Source organism: Nocardioides alpinus, assembly GCF_900112035.1.
In the GTDB taxonomy this organism is placed as follows: Bacteria; Actinomycetota; Actinomycetes; order Propionibacteriales; family Nocardioidaceae; genus Nocardioides; species Nocardioides alpinus.
Window position 1 is genome coordinate 219,908 of sequence record NZ_FOKC01000006.1, and the last position, 20,363, is coordinate 240,270.

Sequence of the window (20,363 nt, forward strand, 5' to 3'; positions counted from 1 at the left end):
GCGGGTGGAAACATTGCGGAGATCACTCCGCAGGCGGCAGTTCCTTCGTGGGTGCGGCGTCCACACCGGCTTCCTTGCGCTGCTCGGGGGTGATGGGCGCAGGGGCCGCCGTGAGCGGGTCGTAGCCCCCTCCGGACTTCGGGAAGGCGATCACGTCGCGGATCGAGTCGGTGCCGGCGAGCAGCGCCACGATGCGGTCCATGCCCACGGCGATGCCGCCGTGCGGGGGCGCGCCGAACTTGAAGGCGTCCAGGAGGAAGCCGAACTTCTCCTGGGACTCCTCCTCGCTGAGACCCATCACCGCGAACACGCGCTTCTGGATGTCACCGCGGTGGATACGGATGGACCCGCCACCGAGCTCGTTGCCGTTGCACACGATGTCGTAGGCGTAGGCCAGAGCGCTGCCGGGGTCGGTGTCGAAGGTGTCGACGAACTCGGGCTTGGGGCTGGTGAAGGCGTGGTGCACCGCGGTCCAGGCGCCTGCACCCACCGCGACGTCACCGCTGGCGACCGCGTCGGAGCTCGGCTCGAACAAGGGGGCGTCGACGACCCAGGTGAACGCGAAGGTCGAGTCGTCGAGCATCTCGCCGCGGCGACCGATCTCGAGGCGCGCGGCCCCGAGCAGCGCGCGGCTGCTCTTGACGGCACCGGCCGCGAAGAAGATGCAGTCCCCGGGCTGGGCGCCGACGTGGGCGGCGAGGCCGTCCCGCTCAGCGTCGGTGAGGTTCTTGGCGACCGGCCCCCCGAGCTCGCCGTCCTCGGCGACCGTGACGTACGCCAGGCCCTTGGCCCCGCGCTGCTTGGCCCAGTCCTGCCACGCGTCGAACTGGCGGCGCGGCTGACCGGCACCGCCCGGCATGACGACGGCGCCGACGTAGTCGGCCTGGAAGACCCGGAACGGGGTCTCCTTGAAGTAGTCGGTGCACTCCACGAGCTCCAGGCCCATGCGGAGGTCGGGCTTGTCGGAGCCGAAGCGCGCCATCGCGTCGGCGTACGTCATCCGCGGCAGCGGCCGCTCGATGGTGTGCCCGGCCTGCGCCCACATCGCCTCGAGGACGTCCTCCATGAGGGTGATGACGTCCTCCTGGTCCACGAAGCTCATCTCGATGTCGAGCTGGGTGAACTCGGGCTGCCGGTCGGCGCGGAAGTCCTCGTCGCGGTAGCAGCGCGCGATCTGGTAGTAGCGCTCCATGCCGCCGACCATCAGCAGCTGCTTGAACAGCTGCGGGCTCTGCGGCAGGGCGTACCAGCTCCCCGGGGCCAGGCGGGCCGGCACCAGGAAGTCGCGCGCGCCCTCGGGCGTGGAGCGGGTGAGGGTGGGGGTCTCGACCTCGACGAAGTCGCGGGTGTCGAGCACGTCGCGGGCCGCCTTGTTGATCTTGCTGCGCAGGCGCAGGGCGGCGTTGGGGCCGGAGCGGCGCAGGTCGAGGTAGCGATGCTTGAGGCGGGCCTCCTCGCCCACCTCGCCGCCCTTGTGGCCGGACGCGTCGTCGATCGGGAACGGCAGCGGGTCGGAGGTGGAGAGCACCTCGACGCCGGCCTCGCCCTGGAGCGCGACGACCTCGATCTCGCCGGTCGCGAGGTTGGGGTTCTCGTTGCCGGCCTTGCGGGCCACGACCTCGCCGGTCACCTTGAGGCAGTACTCGCTGCGCAGGCTGTGCGCGGTCGCCTCGTCGCGTACGACGACCTGGACGACGCCGCTCGCCTCGCGGAGGTCCAGGAACGCGACGCCGCCGTGATCGCGCCGCCTCGCCACCCACCCGGCGAGCGTGACGGTCTGGCCGACGTGCTCGGCGCGCAGGGCGCCGGCGTCATGGGTGCGGATCACTGGTTCTCCTCGGTGAAGCTGTCGGTGACACTGGTGGTCGTGCTGACGGTGCTGATGGTGCGGGGCCGCAGGTCGGCCTCCGGTGGGGTCCAGCCGGCGGGGTCCGCGTCGACCTGCGCGCCGCTGCGGATGTCCTTGACCTGGTGGGTGCCCTCGGCCTGGACGAACCAGACGTAGGGAATGCCGCGACGCTCGGCGAAGCGGATCTGCTTGCCGAACTTGGCAGGTGCGGGGGCGACTTCGCACGCGATTCCGCGCGCGCGGAGAGCGGCGGCCACTGCCGTGCTGGTGGCGCGGTCGTCCTCGGTGTTGAGGGCGACGAGCACGGCGCTCGGGACCGGCCGGCTGCCGGACAGCACACCGTCGGTGACGAGCGGGATCAGGGTGCGTGAGACGCCGAAGGACACGCCGACCCCCGGGTAGGTCGTCTTCCCGTCGCTGGCCAGCGCGTCGTAGCGCCCTCCCCCCCCGACCGACTTGAGCCGCTCGTAGCCCTCCATGAAGACCTCGACGACGGTGCCGGTGTAGTAGTCCAGGCCGCGGGCGATGCGCAGGTTGGCCTCGACGTCGACCCGGTCGCCGGCCACCGCGCGGCAGCCCTCGACCACGGCGGCGAGCTCCTCGAGGCCCTGGTCCAGCAGCTCGTCGGCGACCCCCAGCGCCCGGACCCGCTCCACGAAGGAGGTGTCGGCGACCCGGATGGTGGCGAGCTCGAGGCACTTCTGCGCCTGCTCCGGCGTCGTACCGACCCGGTCGACCAGCATCGCGGCGACCTCGTCGGCCGGGAGCTTGTCGAGCTTGTCGATGACGCGGATCGCGTCGGTGACGTCGCCGATGCCGAGACCCCGGTAGAAGCCCTGGATCAGCTTGCGGTTGTTGAACTGGAAGGACACGCGCGGGATGGGCAGCCGGGCGAGCGCGTCGACCATCACCGACATCACCTCGACGTCGTGGTGGAAGGGCAGCTCGTCGCGCCCGACGATGTCGACGTCGGCCTGGGTGAACTGCCGGTAGCGGCCCTCCTGCGGCCGCTCACCGCGCCAGGCGGGCTGGATCTGGAAGCGCCGGAACGGGAACTCCAGGTGGCCGGCGTGCTCGAGGACGTAGCGGGCGAAGGGAACGGTGAGGTCGAAGTGCAGGCCGAGCTCGGCCTTCGCGTCGGGCTCCGCGGCGATGCGCTGGAGGACGTAGATCTCCTTGTCGACCTCGCCGCCCTTGGCCAACCGCTCGATCGGCTCGACGACGCGTGTCTCGATGTTGGCGAAGCCGTGCAGCTCGAACGTGCTCGCCAGCGACGCGATCACGTCGCGCTCGACGGTGCGCTGCGCAGGCAGCAGCTCGGGGAACCCGCTCAGCGGGTTGATCTTGCTCATGCAGGGTCCTGGGTCAGGTCGAGGAGATAGGGGTTGGTGGCACGCTCGCGGCCGATCGAGGTCTGCTCGCCGTGGCCGGGGAGCACCACGATGTCGTCGGCCAGCGGCAGCACCTTGCCAGTGAGGCTGCGCAGCATCGTCGCGTGGTCGCCGCCGGGGAGATCGGTGCGACCGATGGAGCCGGCGAAGAGCAGGTCCCCGGAGAACATCACTTCCGAGACGTCCAGCTGGTCGTACGGCGCACGGAAGGTCACCGAGCCCTCGGTGTGGCCGGGCGTGTGGTCGACGACGAACCGCAGTCCGGCGAGCTCGAGCTCGGCGAGGTCGGCGAGCTCGCGTACGTCGTCGGGCTCGGCCCACGTGTAGCTGCCACCCAGCAGCATCTGGGTCGTCTCCGGGCTCATCCCGGCCATCGGGTCACTGAGCAGGTGACGGTCGCTCGGGTGGATCCACGCCGTCGCGTCGTACGTGCCGGCCACCGGGGCGACGCACCACATGTGGTCGACGTGCCCGTGGGTGACCAGCACGCTCACCGGCTTGAGCCGGTGCTCGCGCACGACCTCGTCGACGCCCGCGGCGGCGTCCTTGCCGGGATCGATGACCACGCACTCGGCACCGGGACCCGTCGCCACGACATAGCAGTTGGTCCCCCAGGGGCCGGCGGGGAAGCCAGCGATGAACACAGGCGTCAGTCCTTGCTTGTCTCGCGGGTTTGATCTCGGGTCGTGCGTCGGTCCTGTCGTGCACAGGGTGGGAAGCCTACCGAGGGCACTCCGCGCCATGACTACGATGGGCGACCATGAGCTCCGACCAGCAGTCCCGAGACGACTCGGCACCAGGTGAGAAGGCCTGGGGCAGGGTGGCCGAGGACGGCACCGTCTATGTCCGCACCAACGAGGGAGAACGCTCCGTCGGGTCCTACGAGGCCGGCACGCCGGAGGAGGCGCTGGAGTTCTTCACCAAGCGCTTCGACGAGCTGGAGGGCAAGGTCCGCCTGCTCGAGCAGCGCGTCGCATCGGGCCGACTGGCCCCCGAGGAGGCCACCTCGTCGAGCAAGGCCCTGCGCGAGCAGGTGGTCGACGCCCACGCCGTCGGTGACCTCGTCTCCCTCGCCGCGCGGCTCGACGCCCTCGCGCCCGTGATCGCGGTGCAGCGCTCCGCCCGCAAGGAGGAGCGCGCGCAGAAGGCCGCCGAGTCCAAGGCGGAGAAGGAGAAGCTGGTCGCCGAGGCCGAGAAGCTCGCCGAGGGCACCGACTGGCGCAACGGCGCCAACCGCCTGCGCGAGCTCCTGACCACGTGGAAGGAGCTCCCCCGCCTCGACCGCGCCACCGACGACGCGCTGTGGCGACGCTTCTCCACCGCCCGCACGACCTACACCCGGCACCGCAAGGCGCACTTCTCCGAGGAGCACGAGCGCCGCGACGGCGCCCGCGTGATCAAGGAGCGGCTGGCCGCCGAGGCCGAGGCCCTGTCGACCTCGACCGAGTGGGGTCCGACCGCCGGCAAGTACCGCGACCTGATGCGCGACTGGAAGGCCGCCGGCCCCGCGCCGCGCGACGTCGACGACCGGCTCTGGCAGCGCTTCCGCGGCGCCCAGGACACCTTCTTCGGCGCCCGCGACGCCGCCAACGCCGCGCTCGACGAGGAGTTCGCGGCCAACGCGGACGTCAAGGACCAGATCCTCGCCGAGGCCGAGACGCTCGTCCCGGTCAAGGACCTCGACGCGACCAAGAAGGCCTTCCGCGACCTCGCCGACCGCTGGGACGCGGCCGGCAAGGTGCCGCGCGACCGGATGAAGGACCTCGAGGCGCGCATGCGGAAGGTCGAGCAGGCCATCCGCGCCGTCGAGGACGACCAGTGGAGCAGGAGCGACCCCGAGAAGTCGGCCCGCGCCGACGACATGATCGGCAAGCTCGAGGCCGGCATCGCCGAGACGCAGGCCAAGCTCGACAAGGCCTCCGCCGCCGGCGATGCCCGCAAGGTCAAGGACCTCGAGTCGGAGCTCGCCAACAAGCAGGCCTTCCTCGACATGGCGAAGAAGGCGGCAGCCGAGTTCGGCTGACCTGGCGCTTGTTGACGCGCCCCGGGTGCCGAGCTGACGCGTGTTGACGCGCCCAGGGTGCCGAGCTGGCGCTTGTTGACGCGCCTGGGGTGCCGAGCTGGCGCTTGTTGACGCGCCTGGGGTGCCGAGCTGACGCTTGTTGACGCGCCTGGGGTGCCGAGCTGACGCTTGTTGACTCGCCCAAGGTGCCGACCTGGCGCTTGTGGACGCGCATGCGCGCAAGTGTCAGCTCGGCGGGTCCTGCGTGCGCACAAGTGTCAGCTCGGCGGGACCTGCGTGCACGCAAGCGTCAACTCGGCAGGCCCCACGTGCGCACAAGCGCCAGCTCGGCGGGACCTGCGTGCACCCAAGCGTCAACTCGGCAGGTCCAGCGTGCGCACAAGCGTCAGCTCGGCGGGACCTGCGTGCACCCAAGCGTCAGCTCGGCGGGTCCTGCATGCGTACGAGCGTCAGCTCGGCGAGCCCTGCGTGCGTACGAGCGCCAGCTCGGCGGGTCCTGCGCGCGCACAAGCGCCAGCTCGGCGGGCCCTGCGTGCGCACAAGCGTCAGCTCGGCGGGTCCTGCGTGCGCGCAAGCGTCAGCTCGTGACGCGGTAGGCGTCGAAGACGCCGGGCACGGCGCGTACGGCGCGGAGCACGCCGTCGAGGTGCGCGGCATCGGCCATCTCGAAGGAGAACCGGCTCTTGGCCACCCGGTCGCGGGTGGTGGAGAGCGTGGCGCTGAGGATGTTCACGTGGGCGTCGGAGAGCGCCATCGTGATGTCGGAGAGCAGGCGCGCGCGGTCGAGGGCCTCGACCTGGATGTTGACGAGGAAGGTCGACTGCGAGGTCGGCGCCCACTCGACCTCGAGCACGCGCTCGGGCTGGCCGAGCAGGCTGGAGGCGTTGGTGCAGTCGCGACGGTGGACCGACACTCCCCCGCCCTTGGTGACGAAGCCGAGGATCGGGTCGGGCGGCACCGGGGTGCAGCACTTGGCGAGCTTGACCCAGAGGTCGTCGACGCCGGGGACGATGACGCCCGCGTCCGTGGGCGCGCGCTTGGGGCGTGAGCGCCCGGTGATGGTGACGCCCTCGGACATGTCCTCCGCGGCGCCGTCGTCGCCACCGTGCAGGTCGATGACGCGGCGTACGACGGCCTGGGCGCTGAGGTTGCCCTCCCCGACCGCGGCATAGAGGGCGGAGACGTCGGCGTGGTGGAAGTGCTCGGCGACCAGGGCCAGCACGTCGTGGGTCATCAGCCGGGTGAGGGGCAGCCCCTCCTTGCGCATCAGCTTGGCGATCTGGTCCTTGCCGCGCTCGATCGCCTCCTCGCGCCGCTCCTTGGTGAACCACTGGCGGATCTTGGAGCGGGCGCGCGGCGACTGGACGAAGTTGAGCCAGTCACGCGAGGGCCCTGACGTCGGCGACTTGGAGGTGAAGACCTCCACCACGTCGCCGTTCTCCAGCTTGGACTCGAGCGGGACGAGCCGGCCGTTGACCCGCGAGCCGATCGTGTGGTGGCCGACCTCGGTGTGCACGGCGTAGGCGAAGTCGACCGGGGTCGAACCCATCGGCAGCGGGATGACGTCGCCGCGCGGGGTGAAGACGTAGACCTGCGCCTGGTTCATCTCGAAGCGCAGCGACTCCAGGAACTCGCCCGGGTCGTCGACCTCGCTCTGCCAGTCGAGGAGCTGGCGCAGCCAGGTGAGGTCGTCGCGGTCACCGAGGCGGTCGGTGTCGACGCCGTCCTTGGTGTTCTCCTTGTACTTCCAGTGCGCGGCGACGCCGTACTCGGCGCGGCGGTGCTGGGCGAAGGTGCGGATCTGCACCTCGACCGGCTTGCCCATCGGGCCGATGACGGTGGTGTGGAGCGACTGGTACATGTTGAACTTCGGCATCGCGACGTAGTCCTTGAAGCGCCCCAGCACGGGGTTCCACCGCGAGTGGATGACGCCGAGCGCGCTGTAGCAGTCGCGGTCCTCGTCGACCAGGATCCGGATGCCGACCAGGTCGTAGATGTCGGAGAAGTCGCGGCCGCCGACGATCATCTTCTGGTAGATCGAGTAGTAGTGCTTGGGGCGACCGGTGACCTTCGCGTTGATCCGCGAGGCCTTGAGGTCCTGCTCGATCTCGGCGACGACCTCGGCGAGGAACTGGTCGCGAGACGGCGAGCGCTCGGCAACCATCCGCACGATCTCGTCGTAGATCTTGGGGTGGAGCGTCGCGAAAGCGAGGTCCTCGAGCTCCCACTTCAGCGTGTTCATGCCGAGGCGGTGGGCCAGCGGGGCGTAGATGTCGAGCGTCTCGCGCGACGAGCGCTCCTGCGACGCGGCCGGGACGTAGCGCAGGGTGCGCATGTTGTGCAGCCGGTCGGCGAGCTTAATCACGAGCACCCGGATGTCGCGCGACATCGCCACGATCATCTTGCGGATGGTCTCGGCCTGCGCCGAGGCGCCGTACTGCACCTTGTCGAGCTTGGTGACGCCGTCGACGAGGATCGCGACCTCGTCGCCGAAGTCCGCGCGGAGCGCGTCGAGCGTGTAGGGCGTGTCCTCGACGGTGTCGTGCAGCAGCGCCGCGACGAGCGTCGGCTCGGTCATGCCGATGTCGGCGAGGATCGTCGTGACCGCGAGCGGGTGGGTGATGTAGGGGTCGCCGCTCTTGCGCATCTGCCCCGTGTGCCACTTGTCGGCGACGGCGTAGGCCCGCTCCAGCAGCGCGAGGTCGGCCTTGGGGTGGTTGGTCTTCACCGCGCGGAAGAGCGGCTCGAGCACGGGGTTCGACGAGGGCGGCTTGGTGCCGACGCGGGCGAGACGAGCGCGCATGCTCCGCGCGGTCAGGGGCGCTTTCGCCTCCTGCGCGGGGACCTGCTCCTCTGCCATCTGCTCAGTCTAGTGAGGCCTCGGACGCCGACGCGCGCCGACGCCGACTCCGTTGACGAGCCGTGGATCTCAGAGCGTCAGCAGGGTGGCGATCGGCAGGTCGCCCGTGACCGACCGCGGGTCGAGGAACCCCAGCTCCATGAGGACCGAGACGCCGGTCGCGACGCCACCGCAGGCCTCGATCAGCTGGCGCGTCGCGACGACGGTGCCGCCGGTGGCGAGCACGTCGTCGACCATCAGGACCCGCTCCCCCTCCTCGATGGCGTCACGGTGGAGCTCGAGGGTCGCCTCGCCGTACTCCAGGGCGTACGACACCGCGTGCGCGTCGCGCGGGAGCTTGCCGGCCTTGCGGACCGGCACGAACCCGATGCCGAGGGCCAGCGCGACGGGCGCGGCCAGGATGAAGCCGCGCGCCTCCATGCCGACGACCTTGTCGACCACGAGGTTGCCGTGGTCGTCGCGGCCTGCGGCCGCCAGCGCGGTGATGATCGCGGAGAAGGCGTGGTGGTCGGCCAGGACGGGCGTGATGTCCTTGAAGGTGACGCCCTTCTCGGGCCAGTCGACCACGTCGACCGTGAGCCGCTCCAGCGCCTCCTGGGCGGTGCGACGATCAGGCATCGTCGGACGCGGCGTCGTCGACCACAGGGTCGGTGACGGGCGCGTCCACCTTGGCGATCGCGGCACGCGCGATCTCGATCTCGGTGCCGGGGGCGATCTGGAGACGGGCGCGGTCGTCGATGATCGACGTGACGGTGCCGTAGATGCCGGACGACATCATCACGCGCTGGCCGACCTCGATGCTGTTCTGCAGCGAGACGATCTCCTGCTGCCGGCGCCGCTGGGGGCGGACCACCATGAACCAGAACAGGGCCAGGATGGCCACCAGGGGCAGTAGCGCAGCGAGGTCAGTCACGGTCGAAGCTCTCCTAGGTGTGGGGTGCGTGAGCGCGACGAGTCTACGCAGCCACGGCGCAGGTCACACTTCGTCGAAGAGCGTGGAGTCGACCGTGGGCACGGCAGGAGGCGTCAGGCCGAGGTGTCGCCACGCGGCCGGGGTCGCGACGCGTCCGCGCGGAGTGCGAGCGAGCAGTCCGCTGCGGACCAGGAACGGCTCGGCGACCTCCTCGACCGTCTCGCGCTCCTCGCCGACCGCGACGGCGAGGGTCGAGATGCCGACCGGTCCCCCGCCGAAGCGGCGACACAGGGCGTCGAGCACGCCACGGTCGAGGCGGTCGAGGCCGGACTCGTCGACCTCGAACATCTCCAGCGCGGCCTTGGCGACGGGCAGCGTCAGCACGCCGTCGGCCCGGACCTGCGCATAGTCGCGGACCCGGCGGAGCAGCCGGTTGGCGATGCGCGGCGTGCCGCGCGAGCGGGAGGCGATCTCGCTGGACCCCTCGGCGGTGAGGTGTACGTCCAGCAGCCCGGCGGAGCGGTGCACGATCCGGTCGAGCTCGTGGGCCTCGTAGAACTCGAGGTGCGCGGTGAAGCCGAAGCGGTCGCGCAGCGGCCCGGGCAGGAGGCCGGCACGGGTGGTGGCACCGACCAGGGTGAAGGACGGGATCTCGAGCGGGATCGCGGTCGCGCCGGGGCCCTTGCCGATGACCACGTCGACCCGGAAGTCCTCCATGGCCATGTAGAGCATCTCCTCCGCCGGGCGCGACATCCGGTGGATCTCGTCGACGAAGAGGACGTCGCCCTCGTTGAGGCCGGAGAGGATCGCGGCGAGGTCGCCGGCGTGCGTGATCGCCGGACCGCTGGTGAGCCGCAGGGGCGTGCTCATCTCGGCCGCGATGATCATCGCCAGCGTGGTCTTGCCGAGGCCGGGCGGACCGGACAGCAGGACGTGGTCGGGCGCGCGGCCACGGCGGCGGGCGGCCTCGAGGACCAGCCCCAGCTGGTCGCGTACGCGCACCTGCCCGATGACCTCGTCGAGGGTCTTGGGGCGGAGCGCGGCCTCCACCGCGCGGTCGTCACCGTCGGCATCCGCGTCGGTGAGCCGCTGGAGGTGGGTGAGCTCGGCCTGCGTGAGGTCGTCGTCCATATCGGTCTCGGTGTCGTCCCAGTTCATCGACGTCCCCGCTCAGGCCTTGCTCAGCGTGCGGAGCGCGGCCCGCAGCAGGGCACCGACGTCGGGCATGTCCTCGGCCTCGGGAGCGACCGCGTCGACCGCCTTCTCGGACTCCTTCGAGGACCAGCCGAGGCCGACCAGCCCCTGGTGGACCTGGTCGCGCCACGGGGCGCCCGCGTGACCCGCGGTCGCGACGTGGTGGGTGCCGACGGGGGGTCCGATGCGGTCCTTGAGCTCCAGGATGATCCGCTGGGCGCCCTTCTGGCCGATGCCGGGCACCCGGGTCAGGGCCTTCACGTCCTCGGTCGTGATGGCACGGCGTACGTCGTCGGGACTCATCACCGCGACGATGGCCTGGGCGACCCTGGGGCCGACACCGGAGGCGGTCTGGACGATCTCGAAGACCTGCTTCTCGTCGTCGTCGAGGAAGCCGAAGACGGTGAGGCTGTCCTCCCGCACGACCATGCTGGTCGGGAGCATCGCCTGCCGGCCGACGCGCAGCGTGGCGAGGGTGTTGGGGTTGCACATCAGCTCCAGGCCGACGCCACCCACCTCCAGCACCGCGCTGTTGAGCGTGACGGCGGCGACCTCGCCGCGGACGAAGGCGATCATCGGGTCCTCACTGGTCGGTGCGCCCGCTGGGTCGCGGCCACTGCTTCGTCGATACGGGCCTGGGCGCCTCCGCGCCACACGTGGGTGATGGCCAGCGCCAGCGCGTCGGCGGCGTCGGCGGGCTTGGGCAGCTCGGTCAGGCGCAGGATGCGCACCACCATCGCGCCGACCTGGGCCTTGTCCGCGCGACCGTTGCCGGACACGGCGGCCTTGACCTCGCTGGGGGTGTGCATCGCGATCGGCAGGCCGCGGCGGGCGGCCACGACGAGGGCGATCCCGCTGGCCTGGGCGGTGCCCATGATGGTGCTGGAGTCGGAGCGCGCGAACACCCGCTCGACGGCGACCGCATCGGGGCGGTGCTCCTCGATCCACGCGTCCAGCCCACGCTCGATGGTGACGAGTCGCTCCGCGACCGGCAGCGACGCACTGGTGCGGATCACGCCCACGTCGACCATCGTCAGGGGGCGGCCGAGGCTGCCGTCGACCACGCCCACGCCGCACCGGGTCAGTCCGGGGTCGATGCCGAGCACGCGCACGCCGTCCACCTCTCGCCGACCGGTCCGTCCGAACACCTGTTCGTTCGGACCACGCTAACCCGCGGCGCCAGCGCGACGGCGTACGACACGCGGCGCGGGTGGGGATCCGGGGCCGGTCGGGTCCTCCCGGCTGGCCAACTCACCAGTTGGTCCGCCAACTCGTCGGTTGGCGAATTGGGGCGCGCCGCCATGTTCCCCCGAACCCCGTCCCGCCAACTCGCCAGTTGGTGGGTTGGGGGCCGAAAGGGGGTGCCCAGGTCCACCCAACCTGCCAACTCACCAGTTGGCGGGCCAACTCGTGAGTTGGCGACTTGGGGGCACCGCACCCACCGCACCGCGCACGCGGCTCAGGCGTCGGCGGCCTCGAGCTCGGCGACCACGTCGGCGGGGATGTCGACGTTGGTGAAGACGTCCTGGACGTCGTCGAGGTCCTCGAGGGCGTCGACGAGGTGCAGCACCTTGGCGGCCCCGTCGGCGTCGACCGGGATCTCGAGGCTCGCGACGAACTCGACGTCGGCGGAGTCGTAGTCGATGCCGGCGTCCTGGAGCGCGGAGCGTACGGCGACCACGTCGGTCGCCTCGCTCTGGACCTGGAACGCCTCGTCGAGGTCGTTGACCTCCTCGGCGCCCGCGTCGAGGGTCGCCTCGAGGACGTCGTCCTCGGTGACCTCGCGCTCGGTGCCGTCGTGGTCCTGGGTCTTCGGCACCACGACGACGCCCTTGCGGGTGAACAGCCGCGAGACGGAGCCGGGGTCAGCCATGGTGCCGCCGTTGCGGGTGACAGCGGTGCGGACCTCCATCGCGGCACGGTTGGTGTTGTCGGTGAGGCACTCGACGAGGATCGCGACACCCTGCGGGCCGTAGACCTCGTAGGAGATCGTCTTGTAGTCCACGCCGCCCGACTCGGCACCGGAGCCGCGCTTGAGCGCGGAGTCGATGTTCTTGTTGGGGACCGAGCTCTTCTTCGCCTTCTGGATCGCGTCGTAGAGCGTCGGGTTGCCGGCGGGGTCGCCGCCGCCCTGCTTCGCCGCGACCTCGATGTTCTTGATCAGCTTGGCGAAGAGCTTGCCGCGCTTGGCGTCGACCGCGGCCTTCTTGTGCTTGGTCGTTGCCCACTTGGAGTGGCCTGACATGAGTCCCTCAATCAGTCTCGGTGCGTGTGCCGTGCAGTGGTCCGGGTCAGGATGAGCGCACCAGGTCCACGAACATGCCGTGGATCCGGGCGTCGCCGCCGACCTCGGGATGGAACGAGGTCGCCATCAGGCGGCCCTGGCGGACCGCGACGATCCTACCTGCGGCGGGTCCGTCCTCCACCTGAGCCAGGACCTCGACGTCGTCGTCGACGGCCTCGACCCACGGCGCCCTGATGAACACGGCGCGCACCGGCTCGTCCAGGCCGTCGACGTGGAGGTCCTCCTCGAAGGAGTCGACCTGGCGGCCGAAGGCGTTGCGACGCACCGTGATGTGGAGGCCGCCGATCGTCTCCTGGCCGACCGCTCCGTCCTCGATCCGGTCAGCCAGCATGATCATGCCGGCGCAGGTCCCGAAGGCGGGCAGCCCACCTCCGACCGCCTCGCGCAGCGGTTCGAGCAGGTCGAAGATGCGGGCCAGCTTGATCATCGTCGTGGACTCCCCACCCGGGATGACCAGGCCGTCGCAGGCCGCGAGCTCGGCAGGTCGTCGTACGGAGATCGGGTCGGCACCCAGCGAGCGCAGCGCGGCGAGGTGCTCGCGCACGTCGCCCTGCAGGGCCAGCACGCCGATGGTCGGATTCACGAACGCCGATCCTAGGGCGGGGACCCGGACGTAGGCTCGGCGCCCATGAGGCTCCCCCGGTCCAGCGCGTGGTGCGCGGTCGTGCTCGTGGCCGCGCTCGTGACCGGCGGCGCGCCCGCGGCGACGTCGGCGAAGGTGGACGACACCGCCGCTCGCACCGGACCGCGGACCGTCGAGGGCTGGCCGGTGCGTACGCCGTCCAGCCTGGGGCTGCGGGGCGCGCGATCGAGCGCGGCGCATCGGAGGCCAGGCGCCTCGACTCCACCTGCTTCGCCGTGCTGCGCAACGGCACGCTGGCGCACGAGTCCAACTGGGGCACCCGACGCGACGTGCCGCGCGAGGTCTTCTCGATCACCAAGTCGATCACCAGCACCCTGGTCGGGATCGCGGTCCGCGACGGCGACCTGCGCCTCGACGACCGGGTCTCGCAGTACGTCCCGCAGTGGCGCGGCACCCCGTCCGCGACCGTGACCGTGCGCCACCTGCTGTCCAACGACAGCGGCCGCTTCTGGTCGCTCCAGTCGGACTACGGCGACCTGCTGCGCGCCCGGAGCCGCACGAGGTACGCCGTCGGGCTGCCGCAGCAGTACGCCCCCGGCAGCGCGTGGGCCTACAACAACGCGGCGATCCAGGTCCTGGAGCCGGTGCTGGAGAAGGCGACCGGGATGCGCGTCGCGAGGTTCGCCCGGACCCGCCTGTTCGAGCCGCTCGGCATGAGCCACTCGACCTTCATCACCGATCGCGCCGACGACGCCGCGGTCTTCTACGGCCTCCAGACGACGTGCCTCGACCTGGCGCGCTTCGGCTCGCTCTACCTCGGCCGCGGCAAGGTCCGCGGCACGCGCCTGCTCGACACGAGCTGGGTGGAGCGGGCGGTCGGTCGCGCCTCGACCACGCACAACGCCGCCTACGGCTACCTGTGGTGGCTCAACCGACCCGGCCAGCTCAGAGGCGCGACCGACGTCGTCGACGCAGCGGGGCAGCCGGTCGCACCGGCAAGCGGACAGCTGGCGTCGTTCGCGCCGGCCGACCTCTATGCCGCGCTCGGCTTCGGGGGCCAGGTGCTGCTCGTCGACCCGTCGACGAAGACCATGGTGATCCGACTCGGCCTCCCCGCCCAGCCGGGCGAGGAGGCCTACGGGTTCGTCAGGGCCGCGACGGTGCTGACCGAGGCGCTCCGCTGAGCGGTCCCGGGTGGGAGCGGACTACCAGCCGCGCTCGGACAGCCGGTGCGGCTGCGGGATCTCGTCCACGTTGATGCCGACCATGGCCTCGCCGAGGCCGCGCGAGACCTTGGCGACCACGTCGGGGTCGTCGTAGAACGTGGTGGCCTTGACGATCGCCTCGGCGCGCTCGGCCGGGTTGCCGGACTTGAAGATGCCCGAGCCCACGAAGACGCCCTCGGCGCCGAGCTGCATCATCATCGCGGCGTCGGCCGGGGTGGCGATGCCGCCGGCGGTGAAGAGGACGACCGGGAGCTTGCCCGCGGCAGCGACCTCCTTGACCAGCTCGTAGGGGGCCTGCAGCTCCTTGGCCGCGACGTAGAGCTCGTCCTCGGCCATGGAGTGCAGCCGACGGAGCTCACCGCCGATGGTGCGCATGTGCATCACCGCGTTGGAGACGTCACCGGTCCCGGCCTCGCCCTTGGAGCGGATCATCGCCGCGCCCTCGGTGATGCGGCGCAGCGCCTCACCCAGGTTGGTCGCACCGCAGACGAACGGCACGGTGTACTGCCACTTGTCGATGTGGTTGGCGTAGTCGGCCGGGGTCAGCACCTCGGACTCGTCGATGTAGTCGACACCCAGGCTCTGCAGGATCTGCGCCTCGGCGAAGTGACCGATGCGGGCCTTGGCCATCACCGGGATGGAGACGGCCTCGATGATCGAGTCGATCATGTCGGGGTCGCTCATCCGCGACACGCCGCCCTGGGCGCGGATGTCGGCGGGGACCCGCTCGAGGGCCATCACGGCGACAGCGCCGGCGTCCTCGGCGATCTTGGCCTGGTCGGCGGTGACGACGTCCATGATGACGCCGCCCTTGAGCATCTCGGCCATGCCGCGCTTGACGCGGCTCGTGCCGTGCTCGATGGGGGTCTCGGGGGTGTGCTCAGCCATGCCCAGATCGTAGTCCGCGCCCACCCCGGAGGGTGCATCGGGACGGGCGTGGACCGGGAGCGGGATCAGCCGTCGGCAGCGGCGCGCGCCAGCGCCTGGCGGCGTACGACCCAGATGCGCTGGGCGACCGTCACGGTGGCCGCGACCGCCAGTGCCCAGAGGGCGACCTCGAGCAGGATCCACAGGTCGAAGACGTCCGCGAAGAAGGCCGGGACGAGCATGCCGACGAGGCGGTCGGGACGCTCCGCGATGCCGACCTTGGCGTCGTAGCCGAGGTGGTCGGCCTTGGCGCGGGCGTACGACGTCACGGCTCCCATGACGAGGATGACGAGGCACAGCGCGAGGTAGAGGCGACTCTCGGCCTGCCAGGCAAAGAAGAGCGCGAGGCCGGCGAAGAGGGCGCCGTCGGCGACCCGGTCGAGGGTGGAGTCGAGGAAGGCGCCGAAGTCGTCCTTGCGGCCCATCTTGCGCGCCATCGCACCGTCGACGAGGTCGCTGAAGATGAAGGCGGTGATGACCAGGACGCCCTGCCAGACCAGGCCCATCGGGAAGAACACCAGCGCGGCCACGCTGACGCCGAGGGTGCCGACCAGCGTCACCACGTCGGGGCTGATCCCGAGCCTGATGAAGAGGTTGATGAAGGGGGCGAGCATGACGCCCTGCCAGAAGGCCTTGAACCGATCGAGCACGGCCGCAGGCTACCGGTCGAGCAGGGCGGCCCGGACGTCCGCCACCGCCGCCGGTGCCCCGGTGACGGTCCAGTCGACCCCCGCAGCAGGTACGACGAGCGACTCGCCGCCGACCCCGCGGATGATCGCGGCCCCCGGCAGCCGGTCCCAGTCGGCCACGGAATGCTGGAAGAGCACGTCCCACTGGCCGGCCGCGATGGCCATCACGTCCATCGTCCCCGAGCCCAGCATCCGGAGGGTCCCGACCTGGCCGAGCGCCCGGGTGAACGCCTCCCCCACGGCGCTGCCGTAGAACGGCGGGTGGAGGTAGGTGACAGCGCACCGGGACTCGCGTGGGGTCTCGGGCAGAGGCGCGAGGAGGTGGCCGTCGCACGTGCTGGGGAGGTCGGGGCCACCGACCCAGGTCCGCAGCGACGCGGCGTGGTGGACCGCCCCGAGGAGCACGTCGTCCTCGTCGCGCAGCGCGATCGCGCTGCACCACCAGTCGCTGCCACGCGAGAAGTTGTAGGTGCCGTCGACGGGGTCGATCACCCAGGTGCGTCCGGAGGTGCCGGGCCGTGACGTGCCCTCCTCCCCCAGGATCGCGTCGTCGGGTCGCTCGGCCGTGAGCTGCTGCACGATGAGGCGCTCGGCGGCGGTGTCGGCCTGCGTGACGATGTCGGAGGCGCTGGTCTTGTGCGAGATGTCGAGCCCCTCGGCCCGGATCCGGGCGGCCAGGAGGGCTGCTTCGCGTACGAGGTCGGTGGCGAGGGCGGCATCGGCGGCGAGCTGGGGGTCTGGCACGACCGCAACGCTAGCGCCGGGGCGTACTGTGACAGCACGGAGCCATCCAGGCTTCCGACCAGGGAGCCCCGATGAGCGACAAGTCGCCACGGCAAGGCATGACCAAGAAGTCCGGCAAGTCCCTCAAGGAAAAGCGTGCCGACAAGCACGCCAAGGCGGCAGGGAAGAGCGACACGGTCGACCCCTTCACGCCCAAGAAGAAGTGAGCCTGCTCAGCCTCGGCATCGTCGGCACCTCGGCCAAGGAGAACGAGCACCGTCTCCCGATCCACCCCGAGCACCTGTCGCGCCTGGCTCCTGAGATCGCGGCGCGCACCACGCTCGAGCACGGCTATGCCGCGCACTTCGGGGTCAGCGACGCCGACCTGGCGCCGTACGTCGCGGGGTTCGCGTCCCGCGAGGAGATCATCACCGGGTCCGACGTCGTGGTGCTGCCCAAGCCGCAGCACGAGGACGTCGCCGCGATGCACGCCGGCCAGGTCCTCTGGGGCTGGCCGCACTGCGTCCAGGACCCGGAGATGACGCAGCTGGCCATCGACCGCCAGCTCACCCTGATCGCGTTCGAGGCGATGAACCACTGGACCCGCGACGGTCACGTCGGCCTGCACGTCTTCCACAAGAACAACGAGCTGGCCGGCTACTGCTCGGTGCTGCAGGCGATGGAGCTGGCCGGCATCACCGGCGACTACGGCCGTCGACTGAGCGCCGTGGTCATCGGGTTCGGCGCCACCGCGCGCGGGGCCGTGACGGCCCTCAAGGCCCACGGCGTCAGCGACGTCGCGGTCCTGACGACCCGCGGTGTCGCGGCGGTGGGGTCACCGATCCACTCGGTGCGGATCCGCCAGTTCGACCACGACCCCGACTCCCCCGGCGTCAGCCACGTGATCACCGACCGGGGACGCGAGCCGCTGGCGGCCTACCTCGCGGAGAACGACATCATCGTCAACTGCACGTTGCAGGACACCGCGGCGCCGCTGACCTACCTGCAGACCGACGAGGTCGGGGCGTTCCGGCAGGGCAGCCTCATCGTCGACGTGTCGTGCGACGAGGGCATGGGCTTCGAGTGGGCGGTGCCGACGTCGTTCGACGCCCCGATGTTCACCGTCGGCGACCGGGTCCACTACTACGCGGTCGACCACAGCCCGTCGTACCTCTGGAACTCGGCCACGTGGGAGAACAGCGAGGCGCTCCTGCCGTTCGTCGAGAAGGTCCTGTCGGGCCCGAGCAGCTGGGACGCCGACGAGACCCTCACCCGCGCGATCGAGATCCGCGACGGGCGCATCTGCAACCCGGCGATCCTGGCGTTCCAGGGTCGGTCGGCGGAGCACCCCTACCTGGTCGGCTGACCCTTCGCGTCCGCCTGGTCGTCCGACCAGGCGGCCGCGAGCAGGTCGCGGGTGTCCTCGAGCAGCTGCGGCAGGATCTTGGCGCCGCCGACGACGGTGATGAAGTTGGCGTCGCCGGTCCAGCGCGGCACCACGTGCTGGTGCAGGTGGTCGGCCAGCGACCCGCCTGCCGAGCGCCCGAGGTTGAGCCCGACGTTGAAGGAGTGCGGGCTGCTCACCCGGCGTACGGCCCGCAGCGCCTGCTGCGTCATCACCATCAGCTCGGCCGACTCCTCGGGCGTGAGGTCCGTGAGGTCCGCGACGTGGCGGTAGGGCAGCACCATCAGGTGGCCGGGGTTGTAGGGGTGCAGGTTGAGCACGACGTACGTCGACTCGCCGCGCGCGACGACCAGCGACTCGGCGTCGGGGTGGCTCGGGATCGCGCAGAACGGGCAGCCCTCGTCGTCGACGGCCGAGCGGACGTAGGCCATCCGGTGGGGCGTCCAGATGCGCTCGAGCCCGTCGTCACTCATGTCGTCGATCCTAGGGTGGACGCCATGACCTCGATCCGACCGGCCACCGCGGCCGACATGGCTGGCGTCGCGGACCTGTGGCACGAGGCCTGGCACTCCGGCCACGCCGGCCACGTCCCCGACAGGCTCACTGCACTGCGGACCTCGGAGGCCTTCCACGAGCGCACCCCGTCGCGGGTGGCCGACACGACGGTGGCGGTCTCCGACGCCGGTGAGCTGCTGGGCTTCGTGATGGTCGTCGGCGACGAGGTGGAGCAGGTGTTCGTCGGACCGTCAGCTCGAGGCTCCGGCGTGGCTGCGGACCTGCTGGCCGAGGCGGAGCGCCAGGTCGCCGCGGGTGGCCATGGGTCGGCCTGGTTGGCGGTGGTCGCAGGCAACGCGCGGGCGCGGCGCTTCTACGACAAGCACGGCTGGGTCGACAGCGGGGACCTGCCGTACGAGGTGACGGCGGCCGGGGAGACGTTCGTGTCACCGTGCCGGAGGTACGTCAAGCGCGTCGCGTCCCCGCCCGGGACGGCGCGGGTCTACGTCGACATGGTGGGCGACCTGTTCCACGCGGGGCACGTCACGCTCCTGCACGAGGCGCGCCGCCACGGCGACCGGCTCGTCGTGGGTGTGCTGTCCGACGACACCGTCGCCGCCTACAAGCGGCGCCCGATCATGACGCTCGACGAGCGCGTCGCCGTGATCGAGGCCTGCCGGTACGTCGACGAGGTCGTGGCCGACGCGCCGTTCCACGTGACCGAGGACTTCCTCGCCGCCCATGCGATCACGACCGTGGTGCACGGCGACGACCTGTCACCGGAGGGCGCGGAGACCGTCTACGGACCAGCTGTCGCCGCGGGAACGTACGTGACGGTTCCCCGTACGAGCAGCATCTCCACCAGCCAGCTCATCCAGCGCGTGCTCGACGCGCCCGTCCCGGAGGTGCCTGCGTCGGCGTCTTCCTCCCGGTCGCCGTCCCCTAGTGAAGCGATCACCACGACGGCCGGCGCCGACCCGGAGTTGGACCAGCGGCTCAGCGACGAGCTGAGCGCCTTCAACGCTGCAGCGACACCCGGCGTCGCAGCGGCCGAGGAGCTCACGGTCCGGATGGAGACGGAGGGCGAGCTGATCGCGGGAGCCTCCGGTTGGACGTGGGGGCAGGCGGCCGGCATCGCGATGACCTGGGTTCGGCAGGATCAGCGCGGAGCCGGCGTCGGGGCACGCCTGCTGGCAGCGTTCGAGAGCGAGGCGGCCGACCGAGGCTGCACGCACGTCTTCGTCACGTCCTTCACCTTCCAGGCGCCGGAGTTCTACCAGCGACTGGGGTACGAGGAGATCTTCCGCTGGGACTCGGTGCCGACACCCGGCCGAGACGACGTGCACCTGCGCAAGAACCTCTGAGGGCGCCCTGCGTGGTCCCTGCGGTGTGGATCAGCGGACGCCGGACATGCCTGTGGCCCCGCCACGGTGGTGTCGGCGGGGTGTGGGGCGGGGTCATGGTCGGCGGGGTCGTGGAAGGCCGGGTGGTTCGGGTGGGTCGAGTGCGGTGCTGCCGTCTCGGTCTCGGACGAAGCGGTGGCTGTGGGCGCTGGTCCAGACGAAGGTGCCGGGTTCGGTCATCTCGTAGCGCCAGGCCGTGTGGGTCTTGAGGCGGTGGTGGAAGCGACAGAGTGCCGCGAGGTTGCGGGTGTCTGTTGGGCCGGGTTGTGGCGTGTGTTCGGTGTCGGCTTGATGGTCGTAGGCGGTGATGTGGTCGATGTCGCAGCCTCGTGCGGGTCGGGTGCACCACGGGAACACGCACGTCGTGTCGCGGAGGA

The 20,363-nt window shown here is 71.0% G+C and carries 20 protein-coding genes; 5 read left to right on the plus strand and 15 right to left on the minus strand.

Going from position 1 to position 20,363, the window contains the following annotated elements:
- Window positions 1-22 precede the first annotated feature (22 nt).
- The 3 genes from aspS to BM127_RS14180 are packed head-to-tail and all read right to left on the minus strand — an operon-like array spanning window position 23 to window position 3,884.
- Window positions 23-1,828 carry an aspartate--tRNA ligase gene (aspS, locus tag BM127_RS14170; RefSeq protein WP_091199444.1) on the minus strand — a complete coding sequence of 602 codons (1,806 nt, stop codon included), beginning with the start codon at window positions 1,826-1,828 and terminating at the stop codon, window positions 23-25.
- Window positions 1,825-3,201, minus strand: coding sequence for a histidine--tRNA ligase (gene hisS / locus BM127_RS14175; RefSeq protein WP_091199445.1), 1,377 nt, complete (start codon window positions 3,199-3,201; stop codon window positions 1,825-1,827). Before hisS ends, aspS begins: the two co-directional genes overlap by 4 nt.
- Window positions 3,198-3,884: an MBL fold metallo-hydrolase gene (locus BM127_RS14180; protein ID WP_091199446.1), complete on the minus strand. Its 687-nt coding sequence runs from the start codon at window positions 3,882-3,884 to the stop codon at window positions 3,198-3,200. Before BM127_RS14180 ends, hisS begins: the two co-directional genes overlap by 4 nt.
- Before the next feature lie 116 nt (window positions 3,885-4,000).
- Here BM127_RS14180 and BM127_RS14185 point away from each other — a divergent pair, with 116 nt between their 5' ends.
- A complete protein-coding gene (locus BM127_RS14185) occupies window positions 4,001-5,263 on the plus strand; it encodes a DUF349 domain-containing protein (RefSeq protein ID WP_091199447.1) in 1,263 nt (420 codons plus the stop codon).
- A gap of 577 nt (window positions 5,264-5,840) precedes the next feature.
- On the opposite strand, the gene BM127_RS14190 is transcribed toward BM127_RS14185, so the two are convergent.
- From BM127_RS14190 to pdxT, 8 genes are all read right to left on the minus strand, one after another.
- Entirely contained in the window at window positions 5,841-8,123 is a 2,283-nt protein-coding gene (locus BM127_RS14190; RefSeq protein ID WP_231263375.1) for a RelA/SpoT family protein, read from the minus strand.
- Between the two features lie 69 nt (window positions 8,124-8,192).
- Window positions 8,193-8,741 (minus strand): adenine phosphoribosyltransferase, encoded by a 549-nt coding sequence (locus tag BM127_RS14195; protein ID WP_091199449.1) that lies wholly within the window; start codon window positions 8,739-8,741, stop codon window positions 8,193-8,195.
- A complete protein-coding gene (gene yajC, locus BM127_RS14200; RefSeq protein ID WP_157829566.1) occupies window positions 8,734-9,036 on the minus strand; it encodes a preprotein translocase subunit YajC in 303 nt (100 codons plus the stop codon). The genes BM127_RS14195 and yajC overlap by 8 nt, the downstream gene beginning before the upstream one ends.
- Before the next feature lie 63 nt (window positions 9,037-9,099).
- A complete protein-coding gene (gene ruvB / locus BM127_RS14205) occupies window positions 9,100-10,167 on the minus strand; it encodes a Holliday junction branch migration DNA helicase RuvB (RefSeq protein WP_217642324.1) in 1,068 nt (355 codons plus the stop codon).
- A gap of 39 nt (window positions 10,168-10,206) precedes the next feature.
- Window positions 10,207-10,806 (minus strand): Holliday junction branch migration protein RuvA, encoded by a 600-nt coding sequence (gene ruvA, locus BM127_RS14210; RefSeq protein ID WP_091199452.1) that lies wholly within the window; start codon window positions 10,804-10,806, stop codon window positions 10,207-10,209.
- The gene (gene ruvC, locus BM127_RS14215) at window positions 10,803-11,342 is read right to left on the minus strand and encodes a crossover junction endodeoxyribonuclease RuvC (protein ID WP_091199501.1); all 540 of its coding nucleotides are present in this window, start codon (window positions 11,340-11,342) and stop codon (window positions 10,803-10,805) included. Before ruvC ends, ruvA begins: the two co-directional genes overlap by 4 nt.
- A gap of 347 nt (window positions 11,343-11,689) precedes the next feature.
- Window positions 11,690-12,475, minus strand: a complete 786-nt coding sequence (locus tag BM127_RS14220) for a YebC/PmpR family DNA-binding transcriptional regulator (RefSeq protein WP_091199453.1) — start codon at window positions 12,473-12,475, stop codon at window positions 11,690-11,692.
- Window positions 12,476-12,521: 46 nt separating this feature from the next.
- Window positions 12,522-13,118, minus strand: a complete 597-nt coding sequence (gene pdxT, locus BM127_RS14225; RefSeq protein WP_231263374.1) for a pyridoxal 5'-phosphate synthase glutaminase subunit PdxT — start codon at window positions 13,116-13,118, stop codon at window positions 12,522-12,524.
- 68 nt (window positions 13,119-13,186) lie between these two features.
- On the opposite strand from pdxT, the gene BM127_RS22865 reads away from it, so the two are divergent.
- Window positions 13,187-14,302, plus strand: a complete 1,116-nt coding sequence (locus BM127_RS22865) for a serine hydrolase domain-containing protein (RefSeq protein ID WP_231263373.1) — start codon at window positions 13,187-13,189, stop codon at window positions 14,300-14,302.
- 21 nt (window positions 14,303-14,323) lie between these two features.
- Here the strand turns inward: BM127_RS22865 and pdxS are convergent, their stop codons facing one another.
- The 3 genes from pdxS to BM127_RS14245 all read right to left on the minus strand — a co-directional run bounded on the left by pdxS (window position 14,324) and on the right by BM127_RS14245 (window position 16,704).
- Window positions 14,324-15,232 carry a pyridoxal 5'-phosphate synthase lyase subunit PdxS gene (pdxS, locus tag BM127_RS14235; protein ID WP_091199455.1) on the minus strand — a complete coding sequence of 303 codons (909 nt, stop codon included), beginning with the start codon at window positions 15,230-15,232 and terminating at the stop codon, window positions 14,324-14,326.
- 65 nt (window positions 15,233-15,297) lie between these two features.
- Window positions 15,298-15,921, minus strand: coding sequence for a phosphatidylinositol phosphate synthase (gene pgsA / locus BM127_RS14240; protein WP_091199456.1), 624 nt, complete (start codon window positions 15,919-15,921; stop codon window positions 15,298-15,300).
- 9 nt (window positions 15,922-15,930) lie between these two features.
- Window positions 15,931-16,704 carry an inositol monophosphatase family protein gene (locus BM127_RS14245; RefSeq protein WP_091199506.1) on the minus strand — a complete coding sequence of 258 codons (774 nt, stop codon included), beginning with the start codon at window positions 16,702-16,704 and terminating at the stop codon, window positions 15,931-15,933.
- A 71-nt stretch (window positions 16,705-16,775) separates the two neighbouring features.
- On the opposite strand from BM127_RS14245, the gene BM127_RS23040 reads away from it, so the two are divergent.
- Together BM127_RS23040 and BM127_RS14250 are read left to right on the plus strand one after the other, a co-directional pair.
- Window positions 16,776-16,910 carry a hypothetical protein gene (locus tag BM127_RS23040; protein ID WP_269213507.1) on the plus strand — a complete coding sequence of 45 codons (135 nt, stop codon included), beginning with the start codon at window positions 16,776-16,778 and terminating at the stop codon, window positions 16,908-16,910.
- The gene (locus BM127_RS14250; RefSeq protein ID WP_198554307.1) at window positions 16,907-18,049 is read left to right on the plus strand and encodes a N(5)-(carboxyethyl)ornithine synthase; all 1,143 of its coding nucleotides are present in this window, start codon (window positions 16,907-16,909) and stop codon (window positions 18,047-18,049) included. Before BM127_RS23040 ends, BM127_RS14250 begins: the two co-directional genes overlap by 4 nt.
- Here the strand turns inward: BM127_RS14250 and BM127_RS14255 are convergent.
- Entirely contained in the window at window positions 18,034-18,561 is a 528-nt protein-coding gene (locus tag BM127_RS14255; RefSeq protein ID WP_091199457.1) for an HIT family protein, read from the minus strand. The two genes, BM127_RS14250 and BM127_RS14255, sit on opposite strands and share 16 nt — an antisense overlap.
- Before the next feature lie 24 nt (window positions 18,562-18,585).
- On the opposite strand from BM127_RS14255, the gene BM127_RS22575 reads away from it, so the two are divergent.
- A complete protein-coding gene (locus tag BM127_RS22575) occupies window positions 18,586-19,947 on the plus strand; it encodes a GNAT family N-acetyltransferase (protein ID WP_198554306.1) in 1,362 nt (453 codons plus the stop codon).
- Window positions 19,948-20,363 lie beyond the last annotated feature (416 nt).

What these genes read in the sequence shown, in the direction of transcription:
- hisS (WP_091199445.1), bottom strand. Translation starts at nt 3,201, where the DNA reads ATGAGCAAGATCAACCCGCTGAGCGGGTTCCCCGAGCTGCTGCCTGCG.
- BM127_RS14185 (WP_091199447.1), top strand. Translation starts at nt 4,001, where the DNA reads ATGAGCTCCGACCAGCAGTCCCGAGACGACTCGGCACCAGGTGAGAAG.
- BM127_RS14190 (WP_231263375.1), bottom strand. Translation starts at nt 8,123, where the DNA reads ATGGCAGAGGAGCAGGTCCCCGCGCAGGAGGCGAAAGCGCCCCTGACC.
- BM127_RS14195 (WP_091199449.1), bottom strand. Translation starts at nt 8,741, where the DNA reads ATGCCTGATCGTCGCACCGCCCAGGAGGCGCTGGAGCGGCTCACGGTC.
- ruvB (WP_217642324.1), bottom strand. Translation starts at nt 10,167, where the DNA reads ATGGACGACGACCTCACGCAGGCCGAGCTCACCCACCTCCAGCGGCTC.
- ruvA (WP_091199452.1), bottom strand. Translation starts at nt 10,806, where the DNA reads ATGATCGCCTTCGTCCGCGGCGAGGTCGCCGCCGTCACGCTCAACAGC.
- BM127_RS14220 (WP_091199453.1), bottom strand. Translation starts at nt 12,475, where the DNA reads ATGTCAGGCCACTCCAAGTGGGCAACGACCAAGCACAAGAAGGCCGCG.
- pdxS (WP_091199455.1), bottom strand. Translation starts at nt 15,232, where the DNA reads ATGGCTGAGCACACCCCCGAGACCCCCATCGAGCACGGCACGAGCCGC.
- BM127_RS23040 (WP_269213507.1), top strand. Translation starts at nt 16,776, where the DNA reads ATGAGCGACAAGTCGCCACGGCAAGGCATGACCAAGAAGTCCGGCAAG.
- BM127_RS14255 (WP_091199457.1), bottom strand. Translation starts at nt 18,561, where the DNA reads ATGAGTGACGACGGGCTCGAGCGCATCTGGACGCCCCACCGGATGGCC.
- BM127_RS22575 (WP_198554306.1), top strand. Translation starts at nt 18,586, where the DNA reads ATGACCTCGATCCGACCGGCCACCGCGGCCGACATGGCTGGCGTCGCG.